The sequence below is a fragment of the Pandoraea pneumonica genome (assembly GCF_049918595.1).
GTDB lineage: Bacteria > Pseudomonadota > Gammaproteobacteria > Burkholderiales > Burkholderiaceae > Pandoraea > Pandoraea pneumonica_A.
On the sequence record NZ_JBNCRZ010000003.1, the window covers coordinates 205,464 to 218,368 of the forward strand.

The window sequence follows — 12,905 nt, forward strand, 5'->3', positions numbered from 1 at the left end:
GGCAGGTCGTCAATTTTTTCATCGGGCACACCTAAAACATGCATAAGAATCTTCGCGCCATCGCGCTCGCCGCCTCGCTCTGCACCCTCGCCAGCGCCGCCGCATACGCCGATGCCTCGTATCCGATCACCACGCCACGACTCGCTTCGGTCGACAACTTCCGCGATGTCGCAGGACTCGCCGCCTCCCTCGGCGGTACCGGCACCAGCAATGCCGTCGCCAACAACGGTGTCATGCGCACCGGTGTCTTCTATCGCGCCAATGCACTCTCCAGTCTCTCGTCCTCGGATAGCGCCACGCTTAGCTCACTCGGCATCACCCAAATCGTCGACCTTCGCACGGCCAGTGAAATTGCCACTAGCCCCGACAAAGCCGTGGCAGGCGCAACCTATCGCAATATCGATATCCTCGGTAACGCCAACGTCACCGGCAGCGCCACCTCACTCACCTCGGTCGCCGCCGTCAACACCTACATGACCGGGATGTACCAAAGCTTCGTCACCGACGCCTCGGTACGCAGTCAGTTCAAGTCCCTCCTGCTCGATCTGGCCAGCGCCAACGGCGCCGTGCTCTTTCACTGCACCTCTGGCAAAGACCGCACCGGCTGGACTTCCGCCATTCTCGAAAGCATTGCCGGGGTGTCGTCCAACCAAATCATGACCGACTACCTCGCGACGAATACCTACTCAGCCGCGACCATCGCCGGCATGAAGCAAGCCATCCTCGCGCAATACACGCCCACGCTCGGCGCCGCAGGCGCACAACAAATGGCCAATACCTACGGCGCGCTCATGGGAGTGTCGTCCGGCTGGCTGCAAGCCTCGCTCGACTCGGTCGTCAGCCAATACGGCTCGATGCAGAACTATCTGATGCAAGGCCTCGGACTCACCCAAGCCGACATCTATGTGCTGCGCGCAAAAATGGTCTACTACAACGCACTGCCAGGCCAAGCCGCGCTCACCGGCAACGCCGCGCTCGGCGCCGCCCTGTTGGTCAACCTTCAAAACAGCCCGCTCTCGGGGCACTACACGGCCTTCAACAACTATCTGCAATCGGCGATCGACGCTGGCACCCTCGGCGGTGTCGCCAATCGCATCGGCGGACAAGTGCACGCCGACGCCGTGGCCTACCTGCTCACACAACCCCTTGCCGTGGAATCGGCCATGCGCGGCCATACGGCAACGCCATTCGGTGCGCCTGCGCCGGACCCGGTGTGGGTGTCGGTCTGGACGAACACCTCCCGTGCTAGTGGCTCGGCTGGCAGCGCGAGCAGCAAGAGTCGCGAGAACGGGGTGATGGTCGGCATTACGCAGCCGCTCACACCGCAGTTGAGTGTGTATGGTGCAATCGGGAACGAGAATCAACGGCCCGAAGCCGCTGACGCGACCGCTACGCTCAACAGCATGCAATTGGTCGCGGGGGCACGTTACGCTTTTGCACCGGAGAAAAACAGCCTGTTCGTCGACGGCATGCTCATGGGCAGCCGCGGCAACTACGACAGCACGCGCGGGCTCGGCAATGGATTGGGCACGGCCACCGGGTCGAGCAAGAGCTGGCTGTACAGCGCCATCGGTATGGTCGGGAAGTCGTTCGACGTGCCGGGCCTGACGCTCACGCCGCAAATCGGTCTGCGCTACACGCAGGCCAATCTGTCCGGCTTCGAGGAAACTGGCAGCGAACTCGCCCTCAATATGCAAGGCAACAGGCAGCATGCGCTCGCCGCGCGCGCCCGCGTCGATCTCAACTTTCAAGATCGCAGCCTCGGCGCATGGACGATTCGCCCAGTGCTGACGCTCGGCGTCGAACAGACGCTCAACTCGGCAGCCGTGAGCAGTTTCGGTACGCTTCAGGGGTATGGCATCAGTCAGACGGCGGCATACAACTCTCGTCTGTTCGGTTCGGCCGAACTCAGCCTGCAAGCCACGCGCGGTCCAGTGACCGCCGAGCTGCGCGGCGCCGTCGGTGGCGGCGAGCGCGGTGCGACTTCGCTCGCGGGCTTTGCCTCGTTGAAGTACACGTTCTGACATCCGTGGCCAAGGGCGAACAGCCGGGCCGGACCATCGTGCGTTCAGGCCGCTACAATAGCGGCCTGAATTCATGACGCCGACGGAGAACGCATCATCGAGCTAGAACGTATTTTGCAATCGCAGGGCTTCGGCAGTCGCAAGATGTGCCGCAAGCTCGTGGCCACCGGCGCCTTCGCCATCGACGGTGTGGTGCACGACAACCCGCGCGAGTCGATCGACCCGCTCGGCCTGCACTTCACGCTGGACGGCGAACCGTGGGAGTACCGCGAGCACGTCTATGTGCTGCTCAACAAACCCGCCGGTTTCGAATGCTCGACCAGCCCCACGCACCACGAAGGCGTGCATTCGCTGCTGCCCCTGCCGTTGGCGGTACGTGGCGTGCAACCCGCCGGACGCCTCGATCAGGACACCACGGGCATGCTGCTCCTCTCGGATGACGGCCCCTTCCTGCACGCGATGATGTCGCCACGCCGGCACGTGCCCAAGCGCTACATCGCGACGACGAAACACCCTGTCACGGACGAGATGCTGCAAGCGTTGCGCGATGGCGTGCTGCTGCGCGATGAGACGGAAACGTTGGCCGCGACCGACGTGATGAGTCCCTCATCGCACGAGATCGCGCTCACGATCACACAAGGCAAGTACCACCAAGTCAAACGCATGGTGGCTGCGGCAGGCAATCGTGTAGAAGGGCTGGTCAGAACCGCTATCGGCGGCCTGCCGATGGGTACGCTCGCCGAAGGAGAATGGCGCTACCTCTCGCCAGATGAATTGCTGTCGCTGCCGTACGACGTGCCAGCGAAAGATCAGCGGTAGGTCAGCGGAAGAAAAGGCGCCAGCGAGCGATGGATATCGCCGCGCAGTGTCCGCGCGGCGAATGTACGACGGAGTGGCGGGGTGACTTATGCGGCGATGTCACCACGCCGACATTACCGGCCGCCGCGTCGCGGTCCCGGCGTGCGGCCACCACCGGGACGCGTCGGCGTTGCTGACTCCGGGGTCGAGGTGCGTGCCATGGACGATGCCGACGGCCGCGATGCACCGCCACGCGGCTGGGTCACCCGGTGGCTGTCGTCTTCGAGCAAGAACTGCGCCCCCTTGTCCTGCCCCAACGCCTTCGTGAGATACGGCATCGTCGTCTTCAGCGTTTCGTACAGCTGATACGGCGGGTTCACGATAAACATGCCGCTGCCGTGCAATCCCAAGCCACCCGGCACCGGATTGCACACGGTCAACGCCACGTGCACCCAGCTCTTGATCGGCTGACCATTGATCGTCAAGCGCTTCATGCGCTCAGGCAGTTGCCCCGCCTCACGACGTTGCACCAGCGGATACCACACCGCATACATCCCGGTCGGGAAACGGTCGAGCCCTTCCTGCACCGTTTGCGTCGTGCGCGTGTAATCGCGCTTGTCTTCATACGACGGATCGATCAGCGTGAAACCGCGACGCGATGCCGGCGGCAAAATCGTCTTGAGCCCCGCAAACCCGTCCGCACCGAAAATCATCGTGCGACGTGCGACTTCACGCCCCTGTGCTTCAAAGTTCTCGCGCAATACTTCCTGCTCAGTCGGGTGCGCCTCGAACAGACGCAAACGATCGCGATCGCCCAACAGTTGCAGCGCGAAATACGGCGAGCCCGGGTAGTAGCGCAAATTGCCATCCGGATTGAACTCGCGCACCAGCGCTACATAGTCGGCCAGTGCCGGCGGCAGGTCGGTGCGGTCCCACAGACGGCTAATGCCCGTGTGATACTCACCCGTCTTGTCGGCCCACTTGCCGTCAAGCGCATAGCCACCCGCGCCAGCGTGCGTGTCGATATACCAGAACGCCGTGTCTTTCTGGCGCATGTAATCGATACATTCGACGGCGATGAAGTGTTTCAGTACGTCGGCGTGATTGCCGGCGTGGAAGGCATGGCGGTAGCTGAACATTAGGCAGTTCCTGATTCGTCAGGCGCGATTGTAGCCGACGCGGGGGCCTCAGGCGCGTTTGCGCGACTTTTGACCGTCCTTGGCAAGCGCTTTGACCACCTTGTGGCGCGGGCACGCGACGAGATGGTCGTTGATCAGGCCCGCCGCCTGCATGAACGAATAACAGATGGTCGAACCAACGAAAGTGAACCCCGCCTTCTTGAGCGCCTTACTCATCGCGTCGGACACCGCCGTGCTCGCAGGCACCTCGCCCAGCGACTTCCACTGGTTCTGTAACGGCTCGCCACCCACGAACTGCCAGACGAAATCGGCGAATCGCGTGCCCGCCGCTTCCATCGCCAGATAGGCCCGCGCGCCCTTGATGACGCCATTCACCTTCAAACGGTTGCGCACAATGCCCGCGTCGGCCATCAGCCGTTCCACATCCTGCTCATCGTAGGCCGCGATGCGCACGGGATCGAAACCGTCGAACGCCTTGCGATAGTTATCGCGCTTCTTGAGAATCGTCGACCACGACAACCCCGCCTGCGCGCCTTCGAGCATCAGCAATTCGAACAACGCACGCGAATCGCGCAACGGCACGCCCCACTCTTCGTCGTGATACTGCCGGTACTGCTCGAAGCCCTCGCTCCACGGACATCGTTCCATTTGCCCCTCGTGTCGTTGCAGCCCACGCACCATCGTGTCGCGGGCGAATTCATCGGAATGGGGCAAGTGTGCCAGCATTTGCCGAGGATGCGTACTGCGCGTGTCGTCACGCGCATCGCTTTCGGTGTGGCGATGATGGCGGCTCGGAAATGTCCGAGCCGCGGTGACCGATCAGAGCATCAATTGCCCGCCGTTGACCTCGATGATCTGGCCCGTCACATAGCTCGCCAGCGTTTCCGACGCCAGATAGAGGAACGCGCCCGAGCACTCGTCGGGGGCGCCCAAACGCCCCATCGGAATGCTCTGACGGAACGCTTCGATCTGCGCCTCGGTGCTGAACTGCTCGTGAAACGGCGTCATGATCACGCCCGGCGACACGGCATTCACGCGAATGCGATCGGGCATCAACTCCTTGGCCATCCCGCGCGTCAGCGTACTCACGAAACCCTTGGCCGCCGCATAGATCAGCGCCCCCGGACCGCCGCCATGGCGCGCCGCAATCGACGTCACGTTGACGATGGCCCCGCCACCCTGCTTGCGCATGGCAGGCACCACCGCGCGCGAAAATGCCACCACCGAGCGGGCGTTGACGTTGAGCACATCGTCGAAATAATCGTCGGTCACTTCGGTGAACGGCGTGCGCTTGACCAGACTGCCCGCGTTGTTGATCAGCACGTCGATGCGCCCGAAGCCGTCGAGCACATGCGCCACTGCCGCATCGATAGCACCGGTGTCAGCCACGTCGGCGGCCACGGTCATCGCTTTGACGCCATACGCGCGCACTGCCTCCGCAACCGCCTCAGCCTTCTCACGCGAACGGTTGTAATGCACGGCGACATGCGCACCCTGCGCGGCAAACGCCGTTGCGGCGGCCGCGCCAATGCCCGTGCTCGCCCCGGTAATCAGCACGAATTTGCCCTTCAGATCTTCCATCTCGAATCCCTCCAGTCCAGTGGGTTCAGTCGAGCCAGCGCGTGTCGTACGCATAGACATGCTGCTCCTGCTCGCCCAGCCCCTCGATACCCAGACGCATCACATCGCCCGCTTTCAGATACACCGGCGGCTTCTGCCCCATGCCCACGCCCGGGGGCGTGCCCGTCGTGATCAGATCGCCCGGCTTGAGCGTCGCGAACTGGCTCATGTAGTGCACGAGATACGCGACGTTGAAGATCATCGTCGACGTGTGACCGGTCTGGCGGCGCACGCCGTTCACGTCGAGCCACATGCCGAGTTGCTGCGGATCGCGAATCTCGTCGGTCGTCACCAGCCACGGACCGACCGGGCCGAAGGTGTCGAAGCCCTTGCCCTTGTCCCACGTGCCACCGCGCTCGATCTGATACTCGCGCTCGGAGACGTCGTTCACGATGCAATAGCCCGCCACGTAATCGAGCGCCTTGTCGAGCGGCACATAACGCGCTGTCGTCCCGATGACGAAGCCAAGTTCGACCTCCCAGTCGCCTTTGACCGAGTCCTTCGGCAGCACCACAGGGTCGTTAGGCCCATTCAGGCAGTTGTCCCACTTGGTGAAGAGCACCGGCTCGGCAGGGGCCGCTAGCCCGGCTTCGGCGGCGTGGTCGCTGTAATTCAGGCCGACGGCGAGAAACTTGCCGAGCCCGGCGAACGGCACACCCAGACGCCCCGGGGCCGCCACGATCGGCAGCGATTCGATGTCGAGCGCCCGCAGCGCCGCCAACCCTTCCGGACTCAGCGTTTCGGGGGTGATGTCGGTCAGCACGTTCGACAGATCGCGCACCTTGCCGGCAGCATCGAGCAGGCCGGGCTTTTCCTGGCCCTTCGGGCCGTAACGCAGCAGTTTCAAAGCAGTTCTCCCAAGAGAAGCAGAGTGGAGCCGTGGTGGCGTCCGGTCAGTTCGACCAGCCGCCGTCGATCACATGAATCGCGCCGGTGGTAAAGGCGGATTCGTCAGAACCCAGATAAACAGCGAGCAAAGCGATTTCGTTAGGCGAGCCCACACGCCCCATCGGCTGACGCGCGACGAACTGCGCACGCACCGCCGCTTCGCTCGTGCCCGCCGTGTCGGCTTGCGTTGCGATGCGCTGGCGCAGGGATGGCGACTCGACCGTGCCCGGACAAATAGCGTTGCAGCGAATGCCGCGCGCCACAAAGTCGGCAGCGACGGATTTCGTCAGTCCGATCACCGCCGCCTTGCTCGCGCCGTACACGCAGCGATTGGCCACCCCCTTCACGCTCGACGCCGCGGACGACATGTTGATGATCGCGCCACCTCCGGCCGCCAGCATCGCGGGCAGAAAAGCACGTGTGGTGCGGTACATGCTCTTGACGTTCAGATCGAACGAGAAGTCCCACGCCGCGTCGTCGCATTCCAGAATCGAGCCGTGATGTACGAAGCCAGCACAGTTGAACAACACGTCGATGCGCCCCAGTTCACCCGCTAACGCCGTGACGGCAGCCGCATCGGTGACATCGAGCGCACGGCGCTCGAGGCTCGGATGATCGTCGAGCGCACGCAGCGCATCGGCGTTCAGATCCGTCGCGATGACCCGCGCCCCTTCGCGCAAGTACGCCTCGACGCTTGCACGTCCAATGCCCTGCGCTGCGGCGGTAATCAGCGCGGTCTTACCCGCGAGTCGGCCTGCCATCGGTGTCTCCTTGTTGATCGCCATCGTCGCGGCTGTCGGTGGTCGCAATGCGGCCTGCGTAGGCGTCGCGCACACGGCACAGATGGCGGCGCATCGCCTCGGCTGCCCGAGCGGGGTCGCGGGCCTGCAAGGCCGCCATGATGTCGCGGTGATCCTGCAAGCTGCGCGCCAGCACGCCGTCGACTTGCGACGTGACGCGCCGACTCTTCTTGCCGAGCAAATAGAGGCTGTTGGCGATGCTTTGCAGGAACGGGTTATCGCATGCATCGATGATCGTCTCGTGAAACGCCATGTCGGCGGCCGAGAAGGTCTCGGGGTCGCCAAGCAGCGCTTGCTCGTCCTCGACCAGCGCATGCAAGCGGGCAAGTTCGGCGTCGCTGATCTGACTGGCCGCCAGCGCCGCTACCCCCGCCTCGATGACCAGCCGCGCGTCGAACAGCGCTTCCAGCGTGCCCGCGTTGAGTTCGATGACCATGCCCAACGGTTCGAGCAGTTCGCGTGTTTCGAGCGTGCCGACGAAGGTCCCTTCCCCCTGCCGAATGCGTAACAGACCCAGCAGCGCGAGACCGCGAATCGCCTCGCGCACCGCCGGTCGGCCAACGCCGAGCATCGCGGCGAGCTCGCGCTCGGGCGGCAACTGCTCGCCGGGCTTGAGACGCCCGGAGCGAATCATCGTGAGCAGCTGCTGCGCGACCTGCTCCGAGACGGAGACCTGCACGATGGGATCGAAGGACATGAAGAGATTCGTTCAGTGGTAAGACCAATGAACGTAAAAATACGGCTGACACGCATGGGATGTCAACTCGCTATCAAAAGTTGTTCATCCTATGGAATTTCTCGCTGGTTTCGTACTCCGAGTCAAAAGCATGGTTGGCCGCAAATCGTTTGGCCATGCGCGTTTCGCGTCGAACGTCCGTTCGGCCGGTGGAAGTTCTCGAACTCGCCCTTTCTGTTGTCTGGGTGTCGCTTTTCTGCGACCATGATTCGCCGCCCCGGGGTTCCTGCCGGGGCAACGTTCCCGCCATATCCCTCGAATCCCCCGAATTCTGGAGTCTCCGACGATGTCCTCCTCAAAGACCGCCAAGCTGGGCCACTGGACGATGTACATGCCGATTGTGGCCGTTCTCGTATGGGCTGTTGCCGGCCTCATGCCCTACGGTGTCTCGCTCACGGTATGCGCCATCGCGCTTGCTGGCGCCGTGTTCTCCGCCGTGCATCACGCCGAAACCGTGGCCCACAAGGTGGGCGAGCCGTTCGGCACGCTGGTGCTTGCCGTGGCCGTGACCATCATCGAAGTCGCACTGATCGTCTCGGTGATGCTCTCCAGCGGCCCGGATAAAGCGGGGCTGGCGCGCGATACGGTGTTCGCGGCCATCATGATCGTGTCGACCGGGATCGTGGGTCTGTGTCTGCTCTTTGGTGGCGTACGCCATCACACACAGGGCTTTCATGTGGAAGGGGCAAGCGCAGCCCTCGCCGTGTTGTGCGCGCTGTCGGTACTCACGCTGGTGCTGCCGAACTACACCAGCTCGGTGATCGGCCCGGGCCTCACGGCGTCGCAGTTGGCCTTCGAGGGCATGATCTCGCTGGTGCTTTATATGGTGTTCGTGTTCGTGCAAACGGTGAGCCATCGCGACTACTTCCTCGCGAAAGCGCCGAGTGAAGAAGTGCACGTGCCGCCGCCCTCGCGCCGCACCGCCGTGTTGAGCCTGGGGCTGTTGGTCGTCGGATTGCTCGCCGTCGTTGGTTTGGCGAAGAAGCTGTCGCCCGCCGTCGAGCAGGCGGTGGCCGAAGCCGGTGCGCCGAAAGCGGTGGTGGGGATTGTGATTGCCGCGCTGGTGCTGTTGCCCGAAGGGCTGGCGGCATTGCGGGCGGCTCGCGCCAACAAGCTTCAGACGAGCTTGAATCTGGCGCTTGGCTCCGCGCTCGCCAGTATCGGCCTGACGATTCCTACGGTGGCCGCTGTCTCGTTGTTCCTCGATCAGCAAATCGAGCTGGGCCTGGCGCCCAAGGAGACGGTGCTGCTGGCGGTCACGCTGCTGGTGAGTGTGATCTCGCTCGGCACGGGCCGCACAACAGTGCTGCAAGGTGCCGTGCACCTCGTGCTGTTCGCGGCCTTCCTGTTTTTGGCGATCGTGCCGTAATCGCGTGCCGTACGTAGCGTGCGGCGTATTCGTGTGAACCGAGGGCTTCTGCGCCCTCAGTCCTTGGGAATTTACGCTTTCTTCGACGCGCCCTTGGCGGGTGCTGCATTGCCAGCGTCCCCGCCAGCCTCACTCCCGTCCGCTTCCGTCTGTGTCGGCGCCTTGCCCAGCAACGAGCCGAGCAGCTTGCTGCCAGCGGCATTGCGCTTGCCTTGCGTGCCGACGCCATTGCCCGTGGGCGGGCCACGGCGCACGCCGGAGTTGATCTTGAGGCCTTGTTGCTTAGCGAGGTCGAATTTTTTCAGCGTCATGATGATGTCCTTGTGACCTTCTCTTCAAAGGCCTGTGCAGCTTTGCGCAGGGCGCTCAGCGATCTTCAGAGAACCTCAGAGATCCTCATAGATCAATACCGAGCGCGCCCTCGTCTGCGAGCGTCTTTGCCAATGCATGGGCGGCTTCGAGTGCGTCGCCGGCCCAGCGATACGTATCGGGCGTCGTGTGGGTTTGCGGCGGATCGAACGACTCGATCACGTCGTCCACGTCGCGCCAGCCGGTGAAATGCACCACGCCCTGGAACTGCCCGTCAGGCAAGGGCGCGGTTTCCGCCCAGTAGTAAAAATCGCCCGCCAGCAGGCAGCCTTCGAAACCCATGTCGATCCCGCAAAAAGGCGGCATCGTAGCACGATGCGCGGCATACCGTCGTCAGGCAGTAGAATACTGCGGCATAGCAACCCTCGACTCTCATACCGATATCACGATGTTCACTGGAATTGTTCAAGGCACGGCCACGTTGTCGTCCATCGAAGATCGCGACGGCATGCGCACCCTCGCGCTGGCGTTTCCCGACGGTTTCTGCGAAGACCTCACGCTGGGCGCCAGCGTCTCGGTCGACGGCGTGTGCCTCACCGTCACGCAACTGCTCTCCCCCGACGCCGCGTCGTTCGACATCATTTTGCAAAGCCTGAACGTCACCACACTCGGCAGCTTCGGTGTGGGTTCACAGGTCAACGTCGAGCGCGCCGCGAAAGACGGCGCTGAAATCGGCGGCCACCTGCTCTCGGGGCATGTCGACTTTTCGACAGAGATTCTGAGCGTGCGCACGTCCGACACGAATCGCGTGCTTCGCATTGCGATTCCGGAAGCGTTCCGCAAATACGTGTTCGCGAAGGGCTATATCGCGATCAACGGCGCGAGCCTCACGGTCTCGGAAGTCAATCGGCAGGAAGGCTGGTTCGAAGTCTGGTTGATCCCGGAAACGCGCCGTATGACGACGTTCGAAGCGAAGCTCGACGGCGCGCGCGTGAATATCGAAATCGAGCGCAGCACGCAGGTGGTGGTCGACACCGTGCGCGAAGCCGTGCAGGAAAGCCTCGGCCGCTTGCAGCCGGTACTCGAAGCCCTGCTCAAAGAGAAAGGACTGTCGCTCGACGATTTCGTGTCGGTGCCGAAATTGCCCGCCTCGGATACCAAGGCTTAAGGCTACGCACCGCCATCTGAAAGCCCCAGACACCCCCAAGGACATTCATGCAATTAGCCACCTGGAACGTCAACTCGCTCAAGGTCCGCGTGGGCCACGTGCAAGACTGGCTGCGCAGCAACCCGGTCGACGTGCTCTGCTTGCAAGAGCTCAAGCTCACCGACGAGAACTTTCCGATCGCGGAAATTGCCTCGCTGGGCTACACCTCGCACTTCACCGGACAGAAAACGTATAACGGCGTCGCGTTGCTGGTGAATCACGCCAAGGTCGGCGAAGCCACCGATATTGTGATGAACCTGCCGAACTTTGCCGACGAGCAACGCCGCCTCATCGCGGCGACCGTCGGTGGCGTGCGCGTGGTTTGCGGTTACTTCCCGAACGGTCAGGCCGTAGGCTCCGACAAGTTCGAGTACAAGCTCAACTGGCTCGATGCCCTCACCCATTGGCTGTCCGACGAGCTGGTGCGCCATCCGCAACTCGCCCTGCTCGGCGACTACAACATCGCCCCGGAAGACCGCGATGTGCACGACCCGGCGAAGTGGGTTGGACAGAACCTCGTATCGCCACAGGAGCGTCAGGCGTTTGCCCGCCTGCAAGGGCTCGGTTTGCGCGACACGTTCCGCATGTTCGATCAGCCGGAAAAGTCGTTTAGCTGGTGGGATTACCGCATGGGCGCGTTTCGCCGCAACGCGGGTCTGCGTATCGACCACATTCTCGTGACCGCGCCGCTAGCCGAACGCTGCACGGGCTGCGAAATCGATCGCGAGCCGCGCACGTGGGAACAACCGTCGGACCACACGCCCGTCGTCGCGACGTTCAAGGACTGAACGTTTCGCTCGCGATAAACGAAAACAGCACCGGAAACCGGTGCTGTTTTTTTATGGCCGTGACGTTGGGCTGAGCGCGCGTCATCGCCACGCCCAGCGCACTAATGCGTCGCGCGCGGGTCCGTCAAACGCGATTCATACACGAAGCAGCGAATGGCCGCCTTGTTGCGCGCATCCATCTGCATAAACTCCAGCCCGTAAGTCCACGTCCCGTCGGCACGCGGCCCTTCGGCACCTCGCACCGCCGCCATGCCGAGAATGGGCACGACATCAGCCCCGATCGGCACCCGGAACTGCAACGCGACGTGCGCACACCCCTCTGGCAGCGCCGTCTTGGCGACGATGCCCGCGCCGTCGGCGCTGATGTCGCGCACGAGCACTAGCCACTCGGGCGTGTCCTGCGGCTCGGCCAGCATGCGCGTGAACGATGCGCGCGATGTTTCGTCGAGCGGCGACAGGCGCGCCACCAAACGTGTGTCGACGCGCGGCGTGCGCCGCACTGGCGTCTCGCGTACCTGCGACGGCCGTGACAGCACCACGTAATCGAACGGGCCATGATGCACGCTATGCACTTCGCAGGTGAACTCGTACAAGTTGTCGCCGGGAAAGGTCCAGAGTGCGAGCTTGTCGCCCGCCGCGACCGGCAGCCGCGTTTCCCCCGCCGAGGGCGGCGTCATGATCAACATGCCGTTCGGTGCACGGCCGATCAACCGCGCGCGCACCCGCGTGGTCTCGGCGTCTGGCGCGACGCGCACCTGCAACCAGGCGCCGATCGGCAACGGCACGGGCAAGCCGTGCAGATACACCGTGGAAGCGCTGGACGTGGCCGTATCGAGCGGCGACGCAGAATTGGCCGCTTCGGTGCGTCCCGCCGCCTCACCCGTACTTGCCCCTTCGGGCAACGGGCGGTGCGGCGCAAACATGGTGAACAGCCAGTCGAGATCGGCCTCTGACGGCAAACGCTCGCCAGCCGCCAGTAATGGCGTGCCGTCGGCGTCGAACAAAGGCCAGGAGAGTGGAACATGTGCGTCAAGCTCGCGGCGATTGACCGCCACGAACCCCGGATAGCCTGACGCAATACAAGTCGAATGCATGATGCCTGGGAGGGTTTCTAACCCCTTGAGAGCCTGGGAACAAGGCGTTGGCCTTCCCCGCATGCCGGTGCGCGGGGTTGCGTCTTGGGCAGCCCTCTTCGTACCGTTATCCGTGGCCAACACCCCACAAATG

14 protein-coding genes are annotated in these 12,905 nt (G+C 63.3%); 5 read left to right on the forward strand and 9 right to left on the reverse strand.

Translation table 11 applies throughout. The features are described 5' to 3' along the window. Positions 1-38: 38 nt before the first annotated feature. A complete protein-coding gene (locus ACPWR9_RS13420; protein WP_426298342.1) occupies positions 39-2,024 on the forward strand; it encodes a tyrosine-protein phosphatase in 1,986 nt (661 codons plus the stop codon). Between the two features lie 96 nt (positions 2,025-2,120). Beyond that, positions 2,121-2,843: a pseudouridine synthase gene (locus tag ACPWR9_RS13425; RefSeq protein WP_426299348.1), complete on the forward strand. Its 723-nt coding sequence runs from the start codon at positions 2,121-2,123 to the stop codon at positions 2,841-2,843. Positions 2,844-2,956: 113 nt separating this feature from the next. Here ACPWR9_RS13425 and ACPWR9_RS13430 read toward each other — a convergent pair whose 3' ends face one another. From ACPWR9_RS13430 to ACPWR9_RS13455, 6 genes are all read right to left on the reverse strand, one after another. Then, on the reverse strand, positions 2,957-3,961 hold the full coding sequence (locus ACPWR9_RS13430) for a 23S rRNA (adenine(2030)-N(6))-methyltransferase RlmJ (protein WP_426298344.1): 1,005 nt from the start codon (positions 3,959-3,961) through the stop codon (positions 2,957-2,959). Positions 3,962-4,009: 48 nt separating this feature from the next. Continuing rightward, positions 4,010-4,609: a DNA-3-methyladenine glycosylase I gene (locus ACPWR9_RS13435; RefSeq protein ID WP_426298346.1), complete on the reverse strand. Its 600-nt coding sequence runs from the start codon at positions 4,607-4,609 to the stop codon at positions 4,010-4,012. Positions 4,610-4,780: 171 nt separating this feature from the next. Next, positions 4,781-5,542 carry an SDR family NAD(P)-dependent oxidoreductase gene (locus ACPWR9_RS13440; RefSeq protein WP_426299350.1) on the reverse strand — a complete coding sequence of 254 codons (762 nt, stop codon included), beginning with the start codon at positions 5,540-5,542 and terminating at the stop codon, positions 4,781-4,783. Between the two features lie 25 nt (positions 5,543-5,567). Then, on the reverse strand, positions 5,568-6,428 hold the full coding sequence (locus ACPWR9_RS13445) for a fumarylacetoacetate hydrolase family protein (protein ID WP_426298348.1): 861 nt from the start codon (positions 6,426-6,428) through the stop codon (positions 5,568-5,570). A 46-nt stretch (positions 6,429-6,474) separates the two neighbouring features. Further along, positions 6,475-7,230, reverse strand: coding sequence for an SDR family oxidoreductase (locus tag ACPWR9_RS13450; protein ID WP_426298350.1), 756 nt, complete (start codon positions 7,228-7,230; stop codon positions 6,475-6,477). Continuing rightward, a complete protein-coding gene (locus ACPWR9_RS13455) occupies positions 7,208-7,966 on the reverse strand; it encodes a FadR/GntR family transcriptional regulator (protein ID WP_426298352.1) in 759 nt (252 codons plus the stop codon). Before ACPWR9_RS13455 ends, ACPWR9_RS13450 begins: the two co-directional genes overlap by 23 nt. A 325-nt stretch (positions 7,967-8,291) precedes the next feature. On the opposite strand from ACPWR9_RS13455, the gene ACPWR9_RS13460 reads away from it, so the two are divergent. After that, on the forward strand, positions 8,292-9,374 hold the full coding sequence (locus ACPWR9_RS13460; protein ID WP_150678556.1) for a calcium:proton antiporter: 1,083 nt from the start codon (positions 8,292-8,294) through the stop codon (positions 9,372-9,374). Positions 9,375-9,445: 71 nt separating this feature from the next. On the opposite strand, the gene ACPWR9_RS13465 is transcribed toward ACPWR9_RS13460, so the two are convergent. Then, complete coding sequence (locus ACPWR9_RS13465; protein ID WP_426298354.1) at positions 9,446-9,685, reverse strand: hypothetical protein; 240 nt, start codon at positions 9,683-9,685, stop codon at positions 9,446-9,448. An 85-nt stretch (positions 9,686-9,770) separates the two neighbouring features. Beyond that, complete coding sequence (locus tag ACPWR9_RS13470) at positions 9,771-10,025, reverse strand: hypothetical protein (protein ID WP_426298356.1); 255 nt, start codon at positions 10,023-10,025, stop codon at positions 9,771-9,773. Positions 10,026-10,131: 106 nt separating this feature from the next. Between ACPWR9_RS13470 and ACPWR9_RS13475 the strand changes: the two genes are divergently transcribed. Both ACPWR9_RS13475 and xth read left to right on the forward strand, forming a co-directional pair. Beyond that, the gene (locus ACPWR9_RS13475) at positions 10,132-10,851 is read left to right on the forward strand and encodes a riboflavin synthase subunit alpha (protein WP_426298358.1); all 720 of its coding nucleotides are present in this window, start codon (positions 10,132-10,134) and stop codon (positions 10,849-10,851) included. Between the two features lie 47 nt (positions 10,852-10,898). Beyond that, positions 10,899-11,678 carry an exodeoxyribonuclease III gene (xth, locus tag ACPWR9_RS13480; protein ID WP_426298360.1) on the forward strand — a complete coding sequence of 260 codons (780 nt, stop codon included), beginning with the start codon at positions 10,899-10,901 and terminating at the stop codon, positions 11,676-11,678. 101 nt (positions 11,679-11,779) lie between these two features. On the opposite strand, the gene ACPWR9_RS13485 is transcribed toward xth, so the two are convergent. Further along, positions 11,780-12,772 carry a flagellar brake protein gene (locus ACPWR9_RS13485; protein ID WP_426298362.1) on the reverse strand — a complete coding sequence of 331 codons (993 nt, stop codon included), beginning with the start codon at positions 12,770-12,772 and terminating at the stop codon, positions 11,780-11,782. Positions 12,773-12,905 lie beyond the last annotated feature (133 nt).